Source organism: Bifidobacterium hapali, from assembly GCF_002259755.1.
In the GTDB taxonomy this organism is placed as follows: Bacteria; Actinomycetota; Actinomycetes; order Actinomycetales; family Bifidobacteriaceae; genus Bifidobacterium; species Bifidobacterium hapali.
This window is the reverse complement of the sequence record NZ_MWWY01000045.1, coordinates 13,858-38,830: the sequence shown is the minus strand read 5'-3', so window position 1 is coordinate 38,830 and position 24,973 is coordinate 13,858. Positions and strand designations below refer to the sequence as shown.

Sequence of the window (24,973 nt, the reverse complement as noted above, 5' to 3'; positions counted from 1 at the left end):
TACTCAGCGAGCAAAAACCGCCACGCACATAGACGCATCGATACAGGCACGCGGGATTGCTGCTTACTGAGTTGAAAGACGCGCAAAGTCCCCGGACAGCGGGGTTTTATTATATGTGCACATGCATATGAGCTCGCACAAACGGCTTTATGTGGATATATGTGGATTGTCGAAAATTATCCACAAAAAATGTGGAACGACACGCCGAGTGTGGATAACTAGGTACCGTTCGACCACATACCCCTGTTCAGCTAGACAAGGACTCACTTGTCGTGCATCGTTAATTCCACTCGCCGGCAACAACGCCGGTCGGGCATCTCTTTCAAGGAAGGAACGATGATGAACATGCGTACAGACAACACCGAAGGTCCAGCAGGACGTATTGCCAGATGCATTGCAGCAGCGGCATGCCTGTTGGCTATGATTGCAGGCGGCGCGGCGCACACGCCTCAAGCAATGGCTGCTGATGGCAATCTAACTATTAAGGCAGGAGATGGCAGTTCGTTAGCTGGACATACGTTTAATGCGTACTTGCTCGCCACATATACCGATGTAGTGCTTAAAGATACCGCCACTGTGCAGTCGGTAAGCGCAAAACCCTCCAGTGATGCAACTTCTACTTGGATCTCCAAGGCATTACAAGCAGCTAATGTGACTGTTGATACCGCTGCTGGACAGAACCCAGCATCCCAAATGTTGCGTCAGACCACTGGTTCACAGGTCACAAGAACAATCGCTGCCACATTAGAAGCAAACAAAGCTGGTCATACGCCAACCAAGGCAAATCAAACATCCAACGGTTCATCGTTAACACTCGCAATGACTGAAGGATTTTATCTCATCACTGATTCTGCTGGCATGCCGATTATTGCTTCCACCACTATCAGAGGTGCCGCAAAAATGGCAGCAGGTCCGACATTGGGATCTGCTCATATGAAAAGCAAAGTGTCAGAGCCAAACAAAGAAATCAAACGCGTTGATGGTACGTGGAAAGAAAGTGCTGCGGCGACGAACGGTGAGAATCGTGAGTTTCGTGTTCGATTCACTTTGCCGAATGCGTTAGCAGCTAATACAGTGACCGTTGACGACGTGATGGACGGCATGGAATATGTTTCCGGCACGTTCAAAGCGAAAATCTCAGCCGGTAACAATGCTGGCAAAGATGTCACTTCACTTTTCGGCACAGTTGGCGCATCGTCTAGCGGTAAAGGATTCAGAGTTACTTCTGTGGCTTCATTGATTGCCAACTATGGCACTCAACAAGTCGAACTCACGTATACAGCAAAAATCACTGACGCTGCTAAAGCGAAAGCTGCATCTAATACGGTAAAAGTCACTGTCAACTGGCTACCGGGTACCATACCTCCGGGTATTGATCCTCCAGATCCTGGTAAAGATACTGTATTAGTGCCGACCTACGATATTGATTTGAAGAAGATTAGTGCGGCAAGTACTGAACAGAATACGATCCCTGTATCTGGTGCAAAATTCACGATCAAAAACGAGACACTCAACAAATGGCTCAATTGGAATGATAGTACCAAGCAGTGGAGTTATGTAGATTCAGCTGACAAAGCCCAGCAACGTGCTACTGATGCTAATGGAATGCTTCATTATCGTTCACTCGGTGCAGGCAGCTATCTTATCGTAGAAACTGAAGTGCCGAAAGGATACTTTGGATTCGTTAAGCCGAGTTTCCGCGTCACTATTGACGACAATGGCGTCATCTCGATTACTGGTGTAGAACAAGCTGGTCTGACCGCATCCGTATCTAAGGCGAACGGTTCAACGACAACACCGGTTGCTGTAGTAAAGAACGTTGACAATATGAGTCAACTGCCGATGACTGGCGGTGTAACAATCGGCGTAATGGGTGCCGGCGGTCTATCTGTATTGTGTTTCGCATTATTAAGTGGCGTAAAAGCTGGCAAGATGCGTCGCGACGGACTGCATGACGGGCTAGATCTGTGGAGGAGGTCATGACATGGGTATGTCGTTTAGACGGAAACTGCACACGGTCATATCCGCTAGCGCCACGTTCTTATGCCTATCAATCCTGTGCATGGCAACTGGCGCGCCCAGCGCCTCAGCGCAAGACTCACAGCCCGTCATCGCGCAAGACGGACCGGTCGCGTCCACCGACATGATGGTGGTTGAAAACAACCCTTCACAATCTGAGGAGCTACCTGAATCTGACCAGTCAGCATTACCCAAAGATGAGCAAAACAGCACTGACGATACCATGACATTAGCGTTGTGGAATAGTCCACCGGCAGAAGGTTGGTTGAAATTCTTCAACCATAATAGTGAGGAATTTACTCATAAAGAGATAACTGTCTCCGGCCAACTGTCGTACACTATGCCCACATTGAATGATGTGCCAAGTGTTGAGTATCACGCAAATCAAGGATTGAGCGGGAACGCAGACTGGGTGCCGATTGCGTGGCAATCGCAATGGTTTGATGTCGGTGGACGATGCCGTCAAGATCACGATCTTTCGGAGTGCCAAATTACTGGGAACGGCGGGTTTACGCCGATAACAATCCAAGGATCACAGGAAATGCGTCGATTCCGTCCCGGCGATAGGGTTGCTCATCCTACCGCAACTGGTTCCAATCCTAAATGGATGATCTACCACAAAAGCTGGGTGGTATACGCTGGTCAGGTACGGTACGCGCCTAACGGTGGTAGTGGTACTATGCAATCCACCTCGCCCAACTCATCCGTCGATCTCAACAACGAAACGCATTTCTACAATCTGCTAGCCACGTTAGCTGCTAATAAGTTCACCAGACCCGGTTATCGGTTTACTGGCTGGAAGAGTCGAGGTACCAGTGTAGTGCAACAACCTGGCGACACCGTATACATGGCAGCTTTACGATACATTTTCGCTAGTCAAGATTCGATTTACGACGCGCAGTGGGAGCGATTACCGCAAGTTACGTCGATGCCATCCACTGGTGGAACTGGACTGGTTGCTATGCATCTTGCTGGAGCTGGACTGTGCGCGGGAGCGTGCGGTGGCGTGTCTTCACTAGTTCGGCGTCGCGATGAACATCGCAAGTAAATCTGTGGTTCGGGATATTGAGCTGGTCTTGCAAGATTGGTTTGAGATAATACATGGCACAGTTCAGCCAATGTCCCGTGCTGCTCGTACTGCACGACGTCGCCGTATCAGCGCAGCACGGTGGCGGTTTCGTCTCATGACGGCCGTCACCGTGGTTGCGGCTTTGCTTGGCATATGCGTATTTGTTTGGATTGGCGTGGCACAATCTGCTTCTCGTCGCCAAGCAGTATCCGTGATAGAACAAGCCGTGATAGAGAACACTGATACGGCGGTACAAGAGACACGACGTATATCGATCGCCGAAGCACGCGACTATAACACGAAGCTCGCTTCGACACCACAAATCATTGGCGAAGTCTTAACAGATGACGGCACACCTGCTGGTGACTTTACTTTCGACGGTGACGACGAGTACCGCAGCCTGTTAGACATGGGTGATTCGATCATGGGAGCACTGCGCATCCCTAAAATCGGCTTACTGTTACCGATTCGCCACGGTGCTGGCGAGTATGCACTGTCTAATGGACTAGGGCATCTACACGGTACAAGTCTGCCGGTGGGCGGCGTATCGACACATGCCGTCGTCACTGGGCATCGCGGACTCGCCGATAAAGAACTGTTCACTAGATTGGATGAGTTAACAGTCGGAGACCCGTTCTATATCGAGCTTGCTGACGGCACCACATTGGGTTATCGTATCGAGCACATTGTGGAAACCGACCCTAATGATACTGATCGGTTACGCATTGAATCTGGACTTGACCAAGTCACGCTGGTCACATGTACACCAATTATGCTCAATACGCGACGGCTCCTCGTCACTGGCATACGCGCTAGCATGCCAGACATCGTGCCGGTACCGCAATCCGCACCCGGTGACAATCATCCAAAAACGACCGCAACAATAGCTTCAAGCCTATGCGCTGGTATTGGCTGGTTCGCGCTCGCTCGTGGTGCACGTCGGCGTAACCAATTCGCCATACGACCTCAACATATTGCCCCTTCACAAGGAGACGATGATGCATGACGATGCATGATGATGATTATCGACGGCGAGCGCGTTTCCGAATACTCAACGACTTGCATCGCCGTCATGCTGAGCGTAGACGGTTACGATGGCTGGCTTTCATCGTTGCTGTGGTGCTGCTTGTTGTCATAGGATGTGTTGAGAATTGGATGCGAGTGGCTATTGCTGCTGAGGATTCGACGGTTATAGCTGGATGCTCGGCGGCTATGGCTTGGCCTGTAGAAGATCCGATGGTGATGCGTTCGTTTGACGGGCCGGCACAGCCGTGGTTGTCTGGACATCGTGGTGTTGATCTTGCAGTGACGGAAGGCGATACGTTGATCGCTCCGGCTGATGGTGTGATTTCATATGCTGGCAGTGTTGCTGGCAAGTCAGTGGTGAGCATCGCGTATCGCGGTCTGACACTTACGTTTGAGCCAGCGCGCACGTTGTTGGAAGTTGGTGCGCATGTGCGTAGGGGAGTGCCGTTCGCTACGGTGAGTGGCTTGTCTGATCATTGTGATGGCAAATGCGTGCACTGGGGTATTAAACGTGGGGCTCGTGATTATCTTGATCCTGAGTTGCAGGTTGGTAACAGGCGTATTGCTCTCAAGCCAGTACTCACATCAGCGACGGCGACTCGTGCGCCTTCATCGCTTGTTTCCGTGACGCATTAGACTAGGTGACAACCACTACGGTAGGAGTTACAGTCATGTATAAGCAATACACACGCCCACTTGAGCAGTCGATTGACGACGACAAGAATTTGTTTGCAGTACTTGCCGAACGAGCAGAACGTACTCCGAATGACTCATTGGTTGAGTATAAGGATGAGACTGGTACGTGGCGTTCGTTTAGTGCGACTGAGTTTCGGGATGAGGTTATTGCTATCGCTAAGGGACTGATTGCGCGTGGCATTATGCCCGGTGACAGTGTGTCGGTGATCGCTCACACCTGCTGGCAGTGGACGGCTCTCGACATGGCTATTATGTCAATTGGTGCGCTCACAGTGCCTGTGTATGAGACTAATTCGCCGGCTCAAGTACGCATGATTTTCAACGATGCTGATGTGAAAATGGCGTTTGCTGAAGATGATGCGCAACGTGACAAAATTGAATCGGTACGTGCTGACTGTCCTGAATTGCGTGACGTGTATGTGATCGGTTTGGGTGCTGTTGACACGATGATCGAATATGGTCGTGCGGTTTCTGACGCAGAGTTTTGGGAGCGTGAACGGGCGGTGCAGGGTGATGATCTTGCCACAATTGTGTATACGTCTGGCTCTACTGGCACGCCGAAGGGTATTGAGTTGAGTCACCGAAACTTTGTGTTTATCACATATTCGGGTGTCCAATCCATGCCTGATATTGCTATGAAACCGAATCGTCGTTTACTGCTGTTTTTGCCGCTTGCGCATGTGTTTGCGCGTTATATGCAGTTCTTCTGCTTTGCCGGTAATGTCACGCTTGGCTTGTCTAGTAATCTTAAGACTATTCTCGCTGATTTCAGTGCGTTTAAGCCAACGTTTATTCTCGCAGTGCCACGTATTTTTGAGAAAATCTACAATGCTGCTTCACAAAAAGCTGGTGCTGGCTTGAAAGGTCGTATCTTTGCTGGCGCGACACAGGTTGCGCGCAAATGGTCGTATGCTCAGCAGTCTGGCGAGCCGATTCCATTCATGCTTCAAGCACAGCACGCACTGTATAACAAGCTGGTCTATCGCTCGATTATGGCTGTGTTCGGCGGGCACGTAGAATATGCGGTTTCTGGTGGTGCGCCGCTTGACGCTTCCATTGCGCATTTCTTCAACGGTGTTGGTTTGCCACTGTTAGAGGGTTATGGCATGACGGAAACATGTGCACCATCGAGTGTGAACCCTACTGTTGGATATAAGATTGGCACGATTGGTTTGCCAATGCAGGGCGTTACGATGGGCGTGGATGAAGATGGTGAACTGTGTGTTAAGTCTCCAGCGGTGTGCGTTGGCTATCATAATCATCCTGAATTAACCAAACAGCAGATCGTTGATGGCTGGCTACATACTGGTGATCTTGGAACGATTGATGATGACGGATTTGTATCTATTACCGGCCGCAAGAAGGATCTCATCATCACTGCTGGTGGCAAGAACGTGTCACCGGGGATTCTCGAGGCATCGGTAATGACTTCTCCCGTGGTCGATCAGTGTGTTGTTATTGGTGATCGCAAGCCGTTTGTTGCTGCGATTATTTCGCTTGATCTGGCTGAAACTAATACGTGGCTTACCGCGCAAGGTGCAGAACCAGTGACAAATTTGGCTGAGGCTGCGAAGAATCCGATTGTGGTTGCAGAAGTTGAGCGTGCGGTCAACAAGGCTGACGATCTTGTTTCTCGTGCTGAGTCAATTCGTAAGTTTGAAATCGTTCCTGACTCGTTCACTGAGGCAAACGGTATGCTCACCCCGAGCCTCAAAGCCAAGCGACAGGTGATCGTTGACCATTATCGCGATCTTATCGATAACGTCATCTACGCTGGCAAACGGTGACTTGTCCCAAGTGCGCTAGCTTTGCCGTGGTTGATGGATGGTGTGTGTTACGCGACACGCTCCGGGCTGAGCCGTTAAGCGGACAGTCCAGTGGACTGTCGTAGGCTCAGTGAGCAGCTTGCTGCGAAGAGCGCGTGCAACGCGCTACGGCCAAGTCTTACGGTCGCGTAACACACCATCCATCAATCACTCTGTGAAACGAAAGACTCTTATTGTGGTTCCCCTAGTAAGGGAGCTATCGTCTCATAAGAGGTCATTACTTCACTAGCGAGGTGAGATCAGATAAACATAGTTCAAAGCTCACGCCACGCTCTTCATAGTGAGGCTGGTCGAGAGTTGAGATCATTGCATGGCGTACGAATTCACCGGCGATGCGGGCTGACTCGGCGAGTCCACGTCCGGCTAATACTGCGCCACATAGTGCTGAGGCAAAAGCATCGCCAGTGCCGTGAATCATATATGACAATCGTTGGTGAGCAAGTTCACGCTTGCCTGCTACGCCAGTTGCGGCACTGACCACGTAATTGCGAATGAACCCGTCGCCACGATCAATGCCTTTGAGCACTACATGTTTTGCGCCGAGGTTAAGTAGCTCGTCAAGTAGCGTATTAACTGCCGTATCGTCAAGATCACTGCCGGCATAGGTGTGCCCAGTGAGTATCGACGCTTCAGTCAAATTTGGCATGAGTACATCTGCGCCTTCAGCTAACGCGCCCATTGCTTCACATAATTCAGGCGTATAGGTGGGGTAGAGTTCGCCACTGTCGCCCATTACCGGATCAACGAGCCGTAGCGCATGCGGGTACTCTCGATAGAGCCGCTGAATAATCGCCACTTGATCTGGAGAACCAAGAAACCCAGAATATACGCCGTCGAGATCGACATGTTCTTCACGCCATGCGTCGAGATAACCGGTGAGTATATCAGTGGTGTCGTGAAACGTGAACACCGGATATTTTGTATGTGCAGAAAACAGTGCAGTCGGAACTGGGCACACGTCACAACCGGCGGCCGATAGGATTGGTATAGCGGCAGTTAACGAGCACTTGCCGTATCCACACATGTCATGTACGGCGGCCACGCGCGGGATGTAACGTGGATTGCGGTCGTAAAGCGGTGCGTCTGCCGTGGTCGTGTCGGTCATAGAGTGTCCTTTCATTCGCTGATGCACGACTGTAGCCGTTCGCATGACCATTCGGATGTGTGAATGTACATGGTGACGGTCTGACTGAGCCAAGTTTGGGGGAGCGGTCTCGGCGTGTCGCGACGGTAATGCGTGATTGTGCCATCATTTTGACAACGTTGAATTCCTACTGCCGCAAGGGTTGATAAAGGGATATAGACAACCGTGATAGCGTTCAGCTTGCGCGAACTAGTATCACCCTCGTAAGGTCATAACCAACGCCTCGCCACGACGCAGACAACAACGGTGGCGGCGTGGCGAGCACCATAGTTACGACGCACGAAGGAGCGACAACCATGACCGATCCGAACAAGAAGTATCGTTTTGAAACCCTGCAGCTGCATGTTGGACAGGAAGAAGCTGACCCGGCTACCGATTCTCGCGCGGTACCGATTTACGCGACCACCAGCTACGTGTTCCACAACTTCGACCATGCTGAAGCTCGCTTCGGTCTGGCTGATCCGGGCAACATTTACGGCCGTCTGACCAACTCCACTCAGGGCGTGTTTGAGAACCGTATTGCTGCTCTCGAAGGCGGTACCGCAGGTCTTGCTGTTGCCTCTGGTGCAGCTGCTGTTGAATACGCGGTGCGCAACATCACGCAGTCTGGCGATCACATCGTGTCCTCGAAGAACATTTACGGCGGTACCTTCAACCTGCTCAAGCACACGCTGCCGCGTGACGGCATCACTACCACCTTCGTCGACCCGGAAGTGCCGCAGAACTTCGAAGATGCAATTCAGGAAAACACGAAGCTTGTCTACTTTGAGACGTTCGGCAACCCGAACGCTGACCTGCCGGATTTCGAAGCTATTTCTGAGATCGCTCATAAGCATCATCTGCCGGTGATTGTTGACAACACGTTCGCTACGCCGTACCTGTTCCGTCCGCTCGAGCACGGCGCTGATGTGGTGGTTGAGTCTGCAACCAAGTTCATCGGTGGCCACGGCACTACGCTCGGTGGCGTAGTCGTTGAAGGCGGCAAGTTCGACTGGGCTGCAGTGCCAGGCAAGTTCCCAACCCTGACGGAAGCTGATCCGTCTTACCACGGTCTCAACTTCTACGAGACGCTCGGCCCGGCAGCGTTCGTAACTCGTATCCGTGCTATTCTGCTGCGCGATACTGGTGCTACCCTGTCTCCGTTCGCAGCATTCCTGCTATTGCAGGGCACCGAAACCTTGTCACTGCGTGTTGAGCGTCACGTACAGAACGCGCTTAAGGTTGTCGAGTACTTGCAGACTGTGCCGGAAGTTGAGTCTGTTTCCCACCCGTCTATTCCGGGTCGTCGCGATCACGCGCTGTACGAGAAGTACTTCCCGAACGGAGCTGGCTCCATTTTCACGTTCGATATTAAGGGCGGTAAGGACGCGGCGCGTGTCTTCATTGACAACCTGCACCTCTTCTCGCTGCTCGCTAACGTGGCTGATGTGAAGTCTCTTGTCATCCACCCGGCTTCCACTACGCACTCGCAGGAGACTCCGGAGGAGCTTGAGGATCAGGGCATTCACCCGGGCACTATTCGTCTGTCGATTGGTACCGAGAACATCGAGGATATTCTCGATGATCTCAAGGGTGGTTTCGAGGCAGTGCGTGCTTCCGGCCTCGCCAAGTAACGTAATACTGCTGAGCTTGAGTTGAGACTGAGGCTGAATGTCAGACTCAAGCGTTTGATTGGTTGAATGTTATCGGCTAAGGGTTCCTCTTCTCGTGAAGAGGAACCCTTTTGCTTATGTGCTGTAGCGTTGTATCGCGTGGTGCTGTATCGCGTGTGCTGCGGTGCTGTAGCGTTGTAGCGCTGTGGTGCGTGGCAGAAAACGCTCACTGAACACCCTCTCAGTGAGCGTTTTCTGCCACTACAGTATGTGACTGGCAGAAAACGCTCGCTCAGCCACACCTGAGCGAGAGAAAACCGCCACGCACTGATGATGCGTTTGATGCTTCAACGATTTGATGCTTTGACGCTTTGCCGCAGTTGTAATGCTTTGGAACTTTGGGGCTATGGCACGGTGAATCTCTGTGAAACTGCCCATTACTGATGGTGTGATCGCAAGTGCCGCGTACAATATTTCCTGTTTTGCGATACGCAATCTCAAATTATGATATTTTGAAAGTTTTACATCTGTATAACTTTCAAAACTGCGTATAATAACTATTGGATTCACTGAAATAGAAACTACTACATATAGTCATATAGTGTAGTTGTTCCGGTTGGGGGTATCCACATCTATCTCAGTCATCATATACAAGAGAGGAACCAGTATGACTGCACGCGCACAAAAGGCCATCACTGCGAGCACTATCCCGCTCATCGCCATCATGACCGCTGTAACCACGGTGCTGACCATGTTCGTCAAGATTCCCACGCCTACCCGTGGCTATCTGAATCTGTCAGACACCATGATTTACTTCGCATCCTACGCGTTCGGGCCGTGGGTTGGCGGCATCATCGGTGGCCTTGGTCCAGCGTTGTCTGATCTGATCAGCGGCTACCCGCAATGGGCAATCTTCACGTTCATTATTGACGGTGTACAGGCACTTATTGTCGGCTTGCTGCTTAAGGAATTCAAGCCGCTTAACGTAATTGGTGTCTCCGTTCTCGCTGGCGTATGGAAGGTGTTCGGCTACTTTATTGCTGGCGGCATTCTTTCCGGTTGGGGTCCGGCCCTCGGTGAAGTAGCCGGCAATAGTTTCCAGATGATCGTCGGTCTGATTGTCGGTCTCGCACTGTTCTCTGCTGTGCGCAAGGCATATCCGCCGCTGGTGCGCTTGGGTAACCTCGGTGTCAAGACCGCAGCCTGAACCAGCTGCAACAATACATCCGTATTGTTTTCGGCTCTTCTCATGATAATGAGGAGAGCCGTTTTGCGTGTTACTCATGCGTGTACTCACGTGTATCGCAACATGCGTCGCATAGCGATCCATACATTGACGGCTGATAAATAGACTGGCGAGCACACGATTTCAAGAGCGCAATAGGACGCGATAGAGCGCGACAGAGCACGATATAGGATATGACGAATGAGCTTAAGCAATTTGATCGAGACGCATGACTTAGGATGGCGATATGCCCCAATCGCTGATAACGGACGTCCGATTCTTGGACTTGAGCATATCAACCTAGCCATTCGTGCTGGCGAATTCATTGGTATAGTAGGCCCCACAGGCGCTGGAAAATCCACGTTATGCATGGCTTTAGCTGGCATTATTCCCAATCTTGCAGATGGTGAGATGACCGGCTCTGTGCTCGTCGCTGGTATGGATACGTCTACCGTATCAGTTGCCGACCTTTCTACTCATATTGGCTACGTACAGCAAGATCCAGAATCGCAACTGTTTTGTGCCAGTGTTGAAGATGAAATAGCATTCCCACTCGAAAATCGTGGGATAGCACCGCATTGTATTGACGATCGTATCGATGAAGTACTGCGTTTAGTCGGCATGAGCGATTATCGCAAGCGTGTACCAACCAGTTTGTCAGGCGGACAAATGCAGCGTGTTGCATTAGCATCCGCGCTCGCCGCTGAGCCAGATATTCTTGTACTAGACGAGCCGACTGCAGCTCTTGATCCAGACGGTAAACGTGAAGTATTCGATACTCTTACCGCACTGCGCCGCAGTCATGCTGGCCACAATCTTACGGTTGTCATGGCTGAACAAGATACTTCGCATCTGCCACAGTGGGCAGATCGTATTCTCGTCCTCGATCATGGGCAGCTCGTTGCTCAAGGCGACCCCGATATCTTTGTTCGTCAATCGCAACTGTTTACGCAACTTGGTATCGCCTTGCCTCATGATTCACAACCGCCGCTACGTATCGCAACCGCGAATCAGACCAAAAATCGCGATAATAATAACCACGCAACTCAGCCAGCGATCGCTCTCGATCACGTCACGTACCGTTATCCTGAAACGAGTGCAGATACTCCTCCCGCACTCGAGAACGTGACTTGCATGATTCCGCGAGGTGCGTTCGTCGGGCTTATCGGCAGTAACGGTTCCGGAAAAACTACGCTGGCCAAGCACCTGAACGCGCTCCTCAAACCGACAGAAGGCCGTGTCATAACCGATGGCTTCAACACACGCGACCACACGGTAAGTCGAATGGCAGCTCACGTCGGTTTCGTTTTCCAAAATCCCGATCATCAGATTTTCTGCGCCAGTACCCGCGAAGAGATCGCGTTCGGACCCAAAGCACTCGGTCATACCCTGCAACAGATCGACCATGAGGTTGTAGAGGCAATGCGTTTGTTCAATCTTGAGCGATACGCTGATATTTCACCGGCAACACTTGGATACGGTGACCGTCGTGCTGTCGCGCTCGCTTCAGTCCTCGCAATGAATACGCCGATTCTTGTTCTTGACGAGCCTACTGCTGGACTTGACCTCAACCTGTCTACTCGTTTCCTACGTGCAGTTGCCAAGCGCAACCGAAATGGCACAACCGTTATCATGATCAGTCACGATATGCATGCGGTTGCTGCATACTGCACACACATTATGCGCATGAATAACGGACGACTCGTGGAATACGGACGTCTTGAACAAGGTAGTGAACGAGATGGTGAACGCAGTAATGAACGGAGCATCAATGAACGCTGACCTTTACGTTCCCGGCAACGGTTGGCTGCACCGCGCCGACCCACGCGTCAAATTTGTACTCTCACTAGCATTGCTCGTGCTATGCCTCATATGGCGAAACTGGATATTCATGCTTGCTGCTGTCATACTTGAACACGCACTGCTCGCCAGCGACCATATTCCTGCCGAACGTATTACATGGGTATGGAAAGTACTCGCGCCCGTAATTATCATGATCGTCATACTGTGGCCAATATTCGACCCGACAGGCGACCATGAGATTTGGCATTGGGGTTTCCTGCGCATCACCCGAGAAAATCTCATTATGGCCGCCGTCATGGGCTTGCGTATTCCCGCGTTAGGTTTTGCCTGTTTTCTCACCTTATTCACTACAAGTCAAGCCAAACTTATTCGTGGCCTCGTTGCTCTCGGCGTGCCCTATCGCGTCGGACTCACACTTGCCACATCACTGCGCTACATACCAGTATTCTTCCAAATTTTCCAATCGGTATCTGCAGCGCAACGCGCACGAGGTCTTGACCTCACAGCACGCAATGCTGCCGACAGTCTTGACAGTGGAACGCCCACCAACAACAGGCAGCAACGCAAGTACGTGTACAATCCCATTACTCGCCTTGTCACACGATTCATGGCGTACCTGCCGATCATCGTAGCCGTGCTCATTCGCGCCTATCGCATGAGCCAAAGCGTCGGTTGGGCAATGGAATCACGCGGACTCGGATTATCCGGCGTCACACGCACATACCGCATCACACTCGCCATGCGTAAAACTGACTGGCTACTGCTTGCGGTAACTGTGATCGGCACGGTAACTGTGATCGCCGCAATGCTATTGTTACGGTAACACTCGCGCGAAAGGGAATGTGGATGACAGTAATACACAGTACAGTTCAACGGCGCGATCTTGAAGTTATTTCCGCATTGCAACGCGACGGCCGACTGTCGATGGCTGCGCTCGCCGACCAACTTGGTATTTCCGTATACGCGGCTACGGACAGTTACCGGCGGCTTACGGCAAGTGGTGTCATGTCTGTTGTACCGGTGATTAATCCACTGTCGTTAAGCAATTATTGCCAAGTAATTGTGGGATTGCGTATTAATGGTGCGCGCGATGCGGCAATTGCTCAGTTACAAGCTATGCCACAGGTTACCTACGTTGTACGAACGCTTGGAGACGCGGATATTATTGCCGAAGCGGTGGTGTATACGAATGCGGCGATGGATCACTTTCTCAAAAATGACTTACGTCGTCTGCCCGGACTGGAACGGGTGCATGTGTTCTCCTGTGCGAAACTCGTACTTGATGACCATAACGTGAGTGTTGTCAACCGTATGCTTGCCTCGCTCGGTGGCGAGCCGACTATGACGAAACACGATGCGAATGTTGGCGCGAATATTCCGATGACATCACTAGGGGAGCGGCTGGCAGAAACGTTTAACGCATTACAAGCCGATGGACGTGCCAGTTATGCTACTGTCGGTGCGCAACTTGGCGTAACCCATACTGCTGTGCGAGGTCGCGTGAAACGGCTTGAAGACGCTGGCATTATGCGCATTATGGCAACGGTTAGTCCAATGAAACTCGGCGCATTCGCTCAGGCGTTCATCGGACTGGCTGTGCGGCCTCCTCACGAGCTTGAACTTGATCGTTTGACTGCGATTGATGAAGTTACGTACGTGATGAGCGGCGTTGGATTAAGTGGTGCGGATTATTTGGTTGAAATGATTGCTGACGATGATGATGCATTGTGGCATGCCGTCGACCGATCAATTCGTTCGCTCGACGGCATTGAACAATGTTGGTGGGCAACCACAGTGAGCGTTGACAAAGAAAGCTACTGGCTCGACCCGCCCGTAGAAGCCACGCATATTGCAGCAGATTGAACCGACTAGCTGTTGAGTTCAAGCTCGCCGAGTTTATCGGTGAGCTTAATGTTTTCTCGATAATCGACTGGACACGCGATGATATGTACTCCGCCGTCAGCCATCATTGCGGATTCAATAGCTGGTTTAAGATCATCGGCGGAAGTCACCAGATGACCGTGCGCACCGAAACTTTCCGCCAATTTCACGAAATCAGGATTGGTAAAATCCACGTCATCATGACGGCCATTATGCAGTTCCATCTTCCACTTAATCAGACCATATGCTCTATCGACCCATACGAGAATGACAATATGACATCCGAGTCGAACTGCTGTTTCAATCTCCTGCACATTCATCATGAAACTGCCATCGCCCATTACCGCGAGTATTGGCCGGCCATGTCGAGCCAGCGACGCGCCGATCGCGCCCGGTAGAGTCCAACCCATAGTTGACAAACTATTGTCAATAATGCAAGTATTCGGCAAATATGTGGGGTACAGGCGCGCCATCCACATTTTGAGTGCGCCGGTATCCACGAGTGCCACGTCACTGTCGCTCAGCGCTTTGCGCGTGTCATAGACGACACGTTGCGGTTTCATTGGGAACGCATCGTCGTCTTTGCATGATTCAAATTCGCTCGTTAAGAGTTTGCGAATATCTGATTCGGCGTTATCAAACGTGACGCTGCGTTCACGAAGCGCATCAATAAGCTGAGTTAATGTCGCATCAATATCAGCAATAATATTCAGTGTCGTCGTGTAATGCGCATCCGTATCTTCCACGAACGTGTTGATATGAATGATTTTCTTATCATTGCGCGGATTGATTTTCACCGGGTCGAACTGTTGAATCGAAAAGCCGATCGCAATAATAAGATCCGCATCGTCGAACGCAAAATTCTCATAATCGTGACGCATAAAACCGACAACTCCAAGCGCGTTGCGATGTCGGTCAGAGAATACGCCTTTGCCCTCAAATGTGGTAGCTACCGGTGCGTTGAGTTGCTCAGATAATACGCGCAACTGATAGTCCGCGTTTGCACGGCTCACACCGTTACCGGCGAGAATAATCGGATGCTGAGCTTTTGCAATAATGTCGGCCGCGGATTCGATGTCAGCAGGCGTAGGCACAGTGTGCACTTGCATTGCACGACTGAGCGGTTCAGCGTCAGCTGGTGCAGGCTGTTCGGCGATATCTTCGGGCAGAATAATGCAGGTTGCGGCAGGACGCTTGCGTTGGGCGAGCGAGAATCCTTTGCGCATCGTTTCAGTGACGGCAGCAGGACTCAATATCATATTCGTCCAACGGGTGATCGGGCGGAATACGGAAACAAGATCGATAATTTGGTGCGATTCCTTATGAATACGGTCGATGTTTCCTTGTGCGCATAAGGCGACGAGCGGCGTGTTACTTGCGTTTGCACAGGCTACTGGCAGGGTGAGATTGAGTGCGCCCGGTCCAAGGGTTGCGAGACATACGCCGGGCTTGCCAGTCAGATGAGCGTATGTGAGTGCCATGAAACCAGCACCTTGTTCATGACGGGTGACGACGAATCGAATACGACCATCACGTTCGAGCGCCTCGATGAATGGAATATTTTCCTCACCGGGGATGCCAAAAATCACTTCGACACCTTCTTGAACGAGGCATTGGACCATGAGATCGGCGACGTTGCGCTGCTGACGGTGTTCATCATGTGGGTGATGAGTACCTGTTGCATCAGCAGTACTGTTCTGCCGGTGGTCATCAAACAGACGTGATTCGATACGAGCAAATAATGATTGATCTTGCGGGGATGTCATGAATACGTGAGTATAGCGGTGATATGTATCGATATGATAATCGTTGCCGACACTACGTGTTACTGAATACTTATATATATATATTACGATTCCACCAGCTTTCGCCGGACGTTAACTTATACATAACAGTGCTCATCCTGAAGGATGACTATGTGTGTGCAGGTTTCCATCTGCCGCACGATGCCGTCAGCAATCATTTTCTGCGACTATGAAATCATCATCCGATTATGTTCGAGGAAATGAGGAATCATGGAAGGTATGGTCAACGGGGGAATCAACCCGACCGCTATCGAAGCAATCGATCTGGTCAAAAATTACGGCGAAGGTGATACTGCTGTTCACGCATTGCGCGGCGTCAACGTACGATTCGAGCAAGGCAAGTTCACCGCTATCATGGGCCCGTCCGGCTCGGGCAAATCTACGCTCATGCATACGCTCGCCGGACTTGATTCGGCAACTTCCGGACGCATCGTCTTCGACGGCGCGGATATCACGAAGATGAACGACAATCAGCTCACCTTACTGCGCCGACACAAGATCGGTTTCATTTTCCAAAGTTTCAACCTATTGCCTATGTTTAGTGCTGAACAAAACATCCTCATGCCATTGACGCTCGCCGGCGACAAGCCAGATCGTCGTTGGTTCCGGCAGCTTGTCGAAACACTAGGACTTCAAGATCGCCTCAACCACCGGCCGAACGAACTGTCCGGAGGCCAGCAGCAGCGTGTCGCAATCGCCCGCGCGCTCATCACCAAACCGGCGCTTGTGTTCGCCGACGAGCCGACCGGCAATCTCGATTCTGTTTCCAGTGCCGAAGTACTGAGTTTCTTAAAACGTTCAGTCAAAGAACTAGGCCAGACAATCATCATGGTCACTCACGATGCAGTCGCCGCATCCTACGCCGACCGTGCAATCGTATTCGCTGATGGTCGCATCGTCGCCGATGTACCAAACCCAAACGCGGAACAGATGAACGAACTACTCATGGTCGAGCGTGAACGCGCCACGCGTGCCGCTGTCACGCCGGTTGTCGCCTGAGTTTTTCCGGACCGAATCCAAGGAGCTGTAATCATGTTCTCCATCACTTTGAAACTCATGAAGAAAAGCGCGAGGATGCTCATCCCCGCAGGTATTGCCATACTCATCGGCACTGCGTTCATCTGCGCTACGTTCCTGTTCTCCAACACCATGAAGGATGCGCTCGGCCGACAGCAGACAGCCCAATACGGTGACGCAAATTATATTGTCATGGTCGACTCGGATGCGCTCAAACCACTCAGTCAAGAGGAGAAGTCCAATGCGACGACCCATTCGGTCAGTGACTTCCAGCTTGATCGAATACGCGCCATTGACGGGGTGAAAAGCGTTCGTGCAGATGCTAGCGTCGGCGGATTAATTGTCAGCCATGATGATAAACACATCAATGGGCTCGCAGCCAGTACGGCTACTGATGCCGCATTACTGCCAGTGCAGATCACATCCGGTAGCCAGCCGGTCGATAACAATGAGATTGCTCTTCCGCAATCTGTTGCCCGGCAACTTGGCGTCAAGATCGGCGATACGGTCAGCGTAGATTCGCGTACGGCACAATATACTGCCCAAGATGCTGGAAAGGAATCGACACCTATCGAAGTGCGCGTTGTTGGATTGACCGACGATGTCAATGGCGCAGCAGCATACTATGGCGGTGCGTCTATCTTGTCCGACAATGTCACTGCGACCTTGAACGGTTATCCTGACTTCGCTCATCTGCAAACCACGCAGCTGCTACTTAACTTGGATGGCGCTGGTACCGGCCGCAGCGGTGATACTCGCGCGCAAGCTACCGCAGACCAAATCGCTCAATTGCTGCCCAAGTATTATATTGTCGTGTCTCGCGATGTTGCCAATCAGAAAGCCATTGCGGAATTAACTGACGAGAACGGCACCGACATTGTTACTACGTTCCTACTGAGCTTCGGCATACTCGCCATGTTCGTCGCCGCACTTGTTATCGCTAACACATTCCAAGTGCTTGTTGCGCAACGTCGCCGCACTCTCGCGCTCCTGCGTACGATCGGTGCAAAAAAAGGTCAGTTGTATGGTTCGGTGCTATTTGAAGCCGGTGTACTCGGTTGTATTGCTTCTGCGCTTGGCGTAGCGCTTGGATGTGCGCTTATCGCCGGGCTATGCGCTTCCGGACTGCTGTCTTCCACCGGCATGTCTGCACGGTTCGTTCCCAGCTGGCAGGCGTTCATTGTTCCGATAGTTTTCGGCATCATCATGACCGTGATCGCTTCGCTCAGCTCCGCACGTTCCGCCACTGCGGTTACGCCGCTCGAAGCCTTGCGCCCGATCGAACTGACCGATACGCGTCGTGCCGGTCGTGTACGCGCTGCGATTTCGATAATTATGCTCGTGATCGGCTGCGCGTTCGCTGGATTTGCCGCATGGCAGATGGCGCAATACATTGCCACGCAATCGTCAATGATTGACAATGGTGGTTATTCGACGGTGCTGCTCATGGCAATCGTCGGCTGTGCGTTCATCTTCCTCGGTCTTGTGTTGTCTGCGACGTTCTGGTTGCCGGTGCTTATGCGTGGAGTCGGTGCACTGGTCGCGCTGAGTGGTCCGAGTGCTAAGGTCGCGCATGCAAACATTCAGAAAAATCCTCGTCGCGTGGCTGCGACTGGAGCTGCACTGCTGATTGGCGTGACGCTCGTCTCTACCATCGCCACGGGTGCGGCCAGCGGCAAACAGACGATGGGCGAGGCGCTCGATCAGCGATATAGCGTCGATATGATCGCCGACGGTCCTGATATTACCGATCAGCAAGCCGCCGAAGCAGCCAAGATCAAGGGAGTAACCGCCTCTGTATACGCTCCGGCCACCATTATGTATGCCACGTCGAAGAACGGTGTCAAGGACATGAGCGTGCTGCTTGTCGGCGTGGAAAACGCGGATGCGCTGCGCGGCGTTATGGAGGCCGATCTTAACGGTGTGACGATCGGCGAACATGATGTACTGTTGCCGAAGTATGAAGCGTTTGGTGGCAAGATGGTCACGTTCGATGGCAACGGTGTTACGTTTGCGCCGAACCCATCGGGAGTAGATGCCTCGACTGGAGATGCTGCTGGAACTGGTTCAACCAAATCTCAAGCTAAGCCGATAACGCTTAAACCGGTACAGGCTGACTACCGTCGCATATCCGACAGCTACAATGCAGTCGCCTTCATCAGCGCCAGCCACTTTACGAACGGCGATCTGAGCGCAAACGACCACATGATGCTCATGCGTATCGATGCAAATACAGCTGGAACCACTATGAGCGAGGTACTTACGGGCGTACAGAACGTGTTCTCCGGCAGCATGGGCGTCAATGTGACCGGACCAGTCGTTGAACGTTCGATGTGGGAGACCATGATCAACGGCATGATGACGCTGCTCGTCGGTCTGATCGCGGTCGCTGTACTCATCGCTCTCGTTGGCGTGGCGAACACGCTGTCACTATCCGTGATTGAACGCACTCGCGAATCAGCCACTCTGCGTGCTATTGGCATGACACGCGGTCAGTTGCGTCGCTCGCTCGCGGTAGAGGCATTGCTGCTGTCGCTTGTCTCCGGCGTGACCGGTGTGATACTCGGCACTTTGTTCGGCTGGCTCGGCTCTTACATGGTGTTTAGCTTGTACGGTACGGTTGTTTTCCCGTTTGACTGGACTTCCAATGGTATCGTGCTTGCAGTGGCGGCCATCGCCGCGTTGATCGCCAGTATCGCCCCGGCTCATCGTGCGGTGAGCACGCCGCCTGTCGAGGCTCTCGCTGAAGCCTGACGGCTTGCGAAGATCAATTGAGGGATGACACCAATCTGTCATCCCTCAATTGCTGTAAATCAAGAGCTTTATACCAAGCCATTATCGTAGGCGAAAACGACTGCTTGTACGCGGTCACGAGCATTGATCTTGGCGAGAATATGCGCCACATGCGTCTTCACGGTTGGCAAACTAATAAACAGTTTGTCAGCGATTTCTTGATTGCTTAAACCATGTGCGATTTCCACCAGCACCTCGCGCTCGCGGTCCGTAAGTAGATCCAATTCCGGGTCCGTGTATGCTGGACGGACACCCGTATCGACAGTATGCGCCGACGTTTCACCGTTCGCGTACCCGTCTTGCATCATTTTCTCAATAAGTCGTTTCGTAGCAGACGGTGCGATGATTGCATTCCCGTTGAACACCGTACGAATGGACGATAGCAACGTTTCTGGCTCAGTGTCTTTCAGCAAGAATCCTGATGCGCCAGCATTGATCGCAGCCATTACATACTCGTCGAGATCGAACGTGGTCAGAATGATCACACGCGTCGGATTCGCGGACCCATCTCCAGACGCACTGATGCGACGAGTTGCTTCAATGCCATCCATACCGGGCATACGCACATCCATAAGTACCACATCAGGGTGCAACGACTCGGCTAACGATACTGCTTGTGCACCGTCACTAGCTTGGCCAACAACCTGCATATCTGGTTGTGAGCCGATTACCATTGCGAATCCGGCACGCACGAGTTCCTGATCGTCCGCTATTACCACATGAATCCTGTTCTCACTCATAGTTCACCACTGTATTCGTTCCTCGGTAACGTGAAGGTTGACAACACCCTGATTCTTCCCTGAATTGGTGCTGAGTAATCTGTGCTGAGTAATCGGTGTGACGTGTGGTGCGTGGCGGTTTTCTCTCGCTGAGCGTCACTCAGCGAGAGAAAACCGCCACGCACCACACGCAAACAATCATCACGCTCATCGAGCGTCGTTGAGCTGTTCGTCGAGCGACGCGGCCGGGCGCAACTGCATGTCAGGCTGAACATGCTCGTGAGCTTCGTCACTAAATCCGGTTTCGCGTAGCACACTGAGCAGTTGCCGCATATGCGCGAGCGCAGCCCGCCCTTGTTTACCAATCGCGGCAAACGCAGACGAAATCGATTCGGCAGTCGGCTCTTCGCCGCGTTTCTCCGCTTCATCGAGCATGTGAATACCTGCTGCTGCTTGATCAATTACTAGTGTAAGTGTGTGGCTCACTTCCGTTTGGATACGCGCACTGATGCGGTCGCGTTCCATATTTGCGGCCAATACTTTCTGTTTAGCTTGCTCAGAACGTAATGCTTCTTCTCTCGCTTGCAGCACTAGCGCGTTTGAACCACTTGAACGCTGCCATCGTGCAAGCAGAATCGTACCCATACACATAGCGCCAACTAATCCAGCCCATATGACCGTGTTGAGCGTCATTCTTGACACACTGGGCATTGGCGTGACCGTGTAATCTACAGATCGCATCATCCAATGCAAGACGCTTGCGTATCCAATGTTATCCAGCATTGTCTTAAATCCGAACAAGAGTGCGACTGCCGCTGATACAACAGATGTCCAACGCCACGCATGTTCTCGTCCATACAGCACTGCTGAATATAGCGCGCATAATGCGAACATATTTGCGAACAGTACCGGTTGCAATACGATTAACTGGAACACAGCAACGACAGCTACTATGGCTGCGGTCATCTCAGGAAATCGTCGACGGAAGCATAACGGTAACATCGTCATCACAACAATGAGCTGACCGACAACAGTTCCGTTCGCAGTTTCATCTAGATACCCACCGAATACGGAAATCTGAATATCGGACATCACCATAATTATCAGTAACGTAATAATGACGTCCGTGGCGAGATAATGCCGTTGCGTCCATCGAGAGAGCCGTTCTACCCAGTTGAATGGTTCCCCGTTTGCATGAACTGCCTGCGATATCGGCTTGGACTGTAATCGTTCACGTATTGCTGACCATGTGGGTAACTGGGGGAGTTGTGGCAGCTGAGTACTGCTTTTTTCAGTAGGATGTGGAAATTGCGATGGTACTGACTGCTGATGGATATCGGTTACTACCGGCTGAGTACCAGTACCGTACGTTGTCTCAGCAGTGTGAGCAGTATCACGAGCATTAGTACGAACGCTATCGACGTTGTTGATCACATACGCTGCTTCATTCGCTACTGGAGATGTGGAATGCGTCGCCTCGAACACCGGCGGTTGTGCGATGTTACTGTCAATAATCGAGTTGGTAGATTTCACAGACAGCGGTACTCTAGCCTGCACTGCAAAACCGCCACCGACTTGAGGACCAGCAGTAACCGTGCCGCCGACTGCATCAATACGCTCACGCATGCCAAGCAAGCCATACCCTGGTTTGTGTCCATCTAACGATGACGAGGCACCGCGACCATCGTCAGATACCGTAATGCCCAATGCATGATCTGACCATTGTTCGGCAATGTTCACATGCACGTTCGGACCCGCATACTTGCGCACATTCGTTAGCGCTTCTTGCACAAGATGATACAGTGCGACACTAGCGGCACGTTCTAACAGTTGTGGCTGAGCGATGCCATTGATGTGCCGTTCAATCGTGTCATGCTGCGATGGAGCAATTGCACGTGCCTGATCAACGAGCGCGTCAATATCCGTATAATCGGCGTGATCAGAACCACCAAACACGCCAAACAGACGTTTCATATCATGCAACGCGCGTTCTGATTCATGGCGTATCGTCTCCATCGTGGCTCGCGCTACCTCAGGATTATGGACACCAGCGTAACGGCCACCATCTGACTGCACGATAATAATTGACAATGTGTGCGCTACCACATCATGCATGTCACGGGCAATACGGGCACGTTCCGCAAGCGCGGCAATATGCTTTTCCTCAGCTTCACTAGCGGCGAGTGCTTCGTTGCGTTCGCGCATCATTCGAATGGTAATGAGACGCGCTCGCTGCCAGAATGCGGCGATAGAAACGGAAACAATGCATGACAAAATGCCGATAATGTATATTGCAGATTCTTGCATAACAAGCTGCGCGCACGTGCCGGTGAACTGGCCTGCGGCATACACGAGTTGGCAGTCAGGTATTGCATTGGGATCGTCGACGAGTGTGGCATACTCGTGCGCGGTGAGGAATGGCTCGGTATATGGTCCTACGTCCAATGCCCACGCCATCACGCCACCGGCCAATATACCGATTGCGGATGCGAGCACGATGAATGCTTTGGTATTGCGTGGATTGCCGTAGACAAGCGCAGAATACAGCAAGAGTAATGAGAAGATATCAGAGAATATAAGTGCTGGTCCGAACACAAGTTGTAATACTGTTAATCCCGCAAATAGTAGCGCTGCCGTTTGCGGCCATGTACGTCGAATGAATACGGGCAGTGTGATGATGGTTGCCCATAGTATTTGCCCAAGCTCGTCGTATTGGAACAGTAATCCGGGCATGCTGGTGCTCGTGGAACCGAACAGTATGATGAACAGCAGGATGCATGCTATGCCGATGATTGAATCAATGACCAGTATGCGGACATGTGTATTACCGCGTAATCGTTCGCATACTGCCGCCAACCATCGTTTTACTGTCATGAATCTCCACATTAGTTCGGTTTGTCCCCGTATGCCATCGTGCGCGAGTATGAATGATCGGTTTGTCCCCGCATACGGCTGAGATGGAAACAATAGTCGATCGCCGACGAAAGGGGACGCAAATGACGTTGCTTGCTGACTACTATGTGCCAGGATTGCACGTAGAAGATCATTCGATTGCTGTACCGCTCGATTGGACTGGCCATGAGCCTGGTCGTGGATTTGACGGCGAATCGCTGAGCCTGTTCTATCGTGTGGTTACGGCTCCGGATCATATTCACGATGATTTGCCGTTGCTCGTGTATTTGCAGGGTGGTCCCGGCGGGGAGAGCCCGCGCCCGTTGGACCCGACTTCTGATGGTTGGATTGCGGAAGCGATTAAGCATTTCCGTGTGATTCTGCCTGATCAGCGTGGCACGGGTCGTTCCAACCGCGTGGATACACAGGTTATGACGCGACTTGCTGATGGTGGTGCGCGCGTACAAGCTGATTATTTGAAGAAGTTCCTTGCTGATTCGATTGTGCGTGATTTTGAACACCTGCGTCGCACTGAATTCCGTGGTGCACAATGGGTGACGCTCGGTCAAAGCTATGGCGGTTTCCTCACGCTCACATACCTGTCGTTGTATCCGCAAGGCATAACCGCGAGCTTTACGTGCGGCGGTATTCCGCATGTGCCGGCTGACGCAGTGGAAGTATACGAGCATACGTTCCCACGTATGGTGAAGAAGACCACACAATTTTACGAGCGTTACCCGCAGGATCGTGAACGCGTGGCTGTGATTGCTGATCATTTGGCCGCTGGTAACGTGACCTTGCCGAATGGGGACCCGTTTACTGTGGAACGCTTGCAATGCTTGGGCTCTGATTTTGGTATGAAACCGAGTTTTGAACGCGTGCACTGGATCCTCGACTCCGCATTCCTCGACGGTGACGGTTCTGCGTCTGCTGATTCACCGCTATCAGATGAGTTCCGGTCGAAGGTGGAGATTGCTACGTCATCGCGACCACTGTACTGGCCTCTGCAGGAGTTTATTTACGCAAACGGCGAGATGGATGAGCCGATTCGTTGGGCGGCTCAGCGCGTGCGTGACACGAAGCCTGAATTCAATGCTGACGTGCGTCCGCTGAATTTCACTGGCGAAGCAATATTCCCGTGGATGTTTGAACAGGAACGCGCCCTACGCCCGTTCAAGCCGGCAATGGACCTGCTGATGGAAGACACGCATTTCGGCGTGATTTATGACGAAGCACAGTTGCAGCGTAACGAAGTACCGTTGCAAGCAGCCGTGTATTTTGACGACATGTATGTTGACTCTGGTATGCAACTCGATACGTTAAGCCGTGTCGGTAACTCGCATTACTGGACTACCAACGAGTTTGAACATGATGGCAACCACGGTGACCGCGTGTTTAAGCATTTGTACGAAGAGGCTCTCAACCGTGGCGACCTCGCCGGACTGTTTTAAGTTCCTAGCGAGCGA

Annotated in this window: 17 protein-coding genes; 13 read left to right on the top strand and 4 right to left on the bottom strand. The window is 51.8% G+C overall.

Features of this window, described 5'->3' with window-relative positions; genetic code table 11:
- Window positions 1–336: 336 nt before the first annotated feature.
- From BHAP_RS10380 to BHAP_RS10360, 5 genes are all read left to right on the top strand, one after another.
- Window positions 337–1,983, top strand: a complete 1,647-nt coding sequence (locus BHAP_RS10380) for a SpaA isopeptide-forming pilin-related protein (protein ID WP_094730609.1) — start codon at window positions 337–339, stop codon at window positions 1,981–1,983.
- 79 nt (window positions 1,984–2,062) lie between these two features.
- Complete coding sequence (locus BHAP_RS10375; RefSeq protein WP_143248793.1) at window positions 2,063–3,067, top strand: hypothetical protein; 1,005 nt, start codon at window positions 2,063–2,065, stop codon at window positions 3,065–3,067.
- A gap of 70 nt (window positions 3,068–3,137) precedes the next feature.
- Entirely contained in the window at window positions 3,138–4,094 is a 957-nt protein-coding gene (locus BHAP_RS10370) for a class C sortase (protein WP_158216473.1), read from the top strand.
- Window positions 4,091–4,750, top strand: a complete 660-nt coding sequence (locus BHAP_RS10365; protein WP_094730606.1) for a M23 family metallopeptidase — start codon at window positions 4,091–4,093, stop codon at window positions 4,748–4,750. Before BHAP_RS10370 ends, BHAP_RS10365 begins: the two co-directional genes overlap by 4 nt.
- A 35-nt stretch (window positions 4,751–4,785) precedes the next feature.
- On the top strand, window positions 4,786–6,597 hold the full coding sequence (locus tag BHAP_RS10360) for an AMP-dependent synthetase/ligase (protein WP_094730605.1): 1,812 nt from the start codon (window positions 4,786–4,788) through the stop codon (window positions 6,595–6,597).
- A gap of 256 nt (window positions 6,598–6,853) precedes the next feature.
- Here BHAP_RS10360 and BHAP_RS10355 read toward each other — a convergent pair whose 3' ends face one another.
- The gene (locus BHAP_RS10355) at window positions 6,854–7,741 is read right to left on the bottom strand and encodes a bifunctional hydroxymethylpyrimidine kinase/phosphomethylpyrimidine kinase (protein ID WP_094730604.1); all 888 of its coding nucleotides are present in this window, start codon (window positions 7,739–7,741) and stop codon (window positions 6,854–6,856) included.
- A 335-nt stretch (window positions 7,742–8,076) separates the two neighbouring features.
- On the opposite strand from BHAP_RS10355, the gene BHAP_RS10350 reads away from it, so the two are divergent.
- From BHAP_RS10350 to BHAP_RS10330, 5 genes are all read left to right on the top strand, one after another.
- On the top strand, window positions 8,077–9,393 hold the full coding sequence (locus BHAP_RS10350; RefSeq protein ID WP_094730603.1) for an O-acetylhomoserine aminocarboxypropyltransferase/cysteine synthase family protein: 1,317 nt from the start codon (window positions 8,077–8,079) through the stop codon (window positions 9,391–9,393).
- 646 nt (window positions 9,394–10,039) lie between these two features.
- Window positions 10,040–10,579 (top strand): ECF transporter S component, encoded by a 540-nt coding sequence (locus BHAP_RS10345; protein WP_094730602.1) that lies wholly within the window; start codon window positions 10,040–10,042, stop codon window positions 10,577–10,579.
- Between the two features lie 219 nt (window positions 10,580–10,798).
- Window positions 10,799–12,379, top strand: coding sequence for an ABC transporter ATP-binding protein (locus BHAP_RS10340; RefSeq protein WP_244569395.1), 1,581 nt, complete (start codon window positions 10,799–10,801; stop codon window positions 12,377–12,379).
- The gene (locus tag BHAP_RS10335) at window positions 12,369–13,223 is read left to right on the top strand and encodes an energy-coupling factor transporter transmembrane component T family protein (protein ID WP_094730601.1); all 855 of its coding nucleotides are present in this window, start codon (window positions 12,369–12,371) and stop codon (window positions 13,221–13,223) included. Before BHAP_RS10340 ends, BHAP_RS10335 begins: the two co-directional genes overlap by 11 nt.
- A gap of 23 nt (window positions 13,224–13,246) precedes the next feature.
- Window positions 13,247–14,263, top strand: coding sequence for an Lrp/AsnC family transcriptional regulator (locus BHAP_RS10330; protein WP_244569394.1), 1,017 nt, complete (start codon window positions 13,247–13,249; stop codon window positions 14,261–14,263).
- Window positions 14,264–14,268: 5 nt separating this feature from the next.
- Here BHAP_RS10330 and BHAP_RS10325 read toward each other — a convergent pair whose 3' ends face one another.
- The gene (locus BHAP_RS10325) at window positions 14,269–16,047 is read right to left on the bottom strand and encodes an acetolactate synthase large subunit (RefSeq protein ID WP_094730599.1); all 1,779 of its coding nucleotides are present in this window, start codon (window positions 16,045–16,047) and stop codon (window positions 14,269–14,271) included.
- Between the two features lie 249 nt (window positions 16,048–16,296).
- On the opposite strand from BHAP_RS10325, the gene BHAP_RS10320 reads away from it, so the two are divergent.
- Both BHAP_RS10320 and BHAP_RS10315 read left to right on the top strand, forming a co-directional pair.
- A complete protein-coding gene (locus BHAP_RS10320) occupies window positions 16,297–17,085 on the top strand; it encodes an ABC transporter ATP-binding protein (protein ID WP_094730598.1) in 789 nt (262 codons plus the stop codon).
- Window positions 17,086–17,118: 33 nt separating this feature from the next.
- A complete protein-coding gene (locus tag BHAP_RS10315; protein WP_094730597.1) occupies window positions 17,119–19,857 on the top strand; it encodes an ABC transporter permease in 2,739 nt (912 codons plus the stop codon).
- A gap of 68 nt (window positions 19,858–19,925) precedes the next feature.
- Here the strand turns inward: BHAP_RS10315 and BHAP_RS10310 are convergent, their stop codons facing one another.
- Window positions 19,926–20,636, bottom strand: coding sequence for a response regulator (locus BHAP_RS10310; RefSeq protein ID WP_094730596.1), 711 nt, complete (start codon window positions 20,634–20,636; stop codon window positions 19,926–19,928).
- 186 nt (window positions 20,637–20,822) lie between these two features.
- Window positions 20,823–23,489, bottom strand: coding sequence for a sensor histidine kinase (locus tag BHAP_RS10305; protein WP_094730595.1), 2,667 nt, complete (start codon window positions 23,487–23,489; stop codon window positions 20,823–20,825).
- Window positions 23,490–23,611: 122 nt separating this feature from the next.
- On the opposite strand from BHAP_RS10305, the gene BHAP_RS10300 reads away from it, so the two are divergent.
- Complete coding sequence (locus BHAP_RS10300; RefSeq protein WP_094730594.1) at window positions 23,612–24,958, top strand: alpha/beta fold hydrolase; 1,347 nt, start codon at window positions 23,612–23,614, stop codon at window positions 24,956–24,958.
- Window positions 24,959–24,973: the final 15 nt, after the last annotated feature.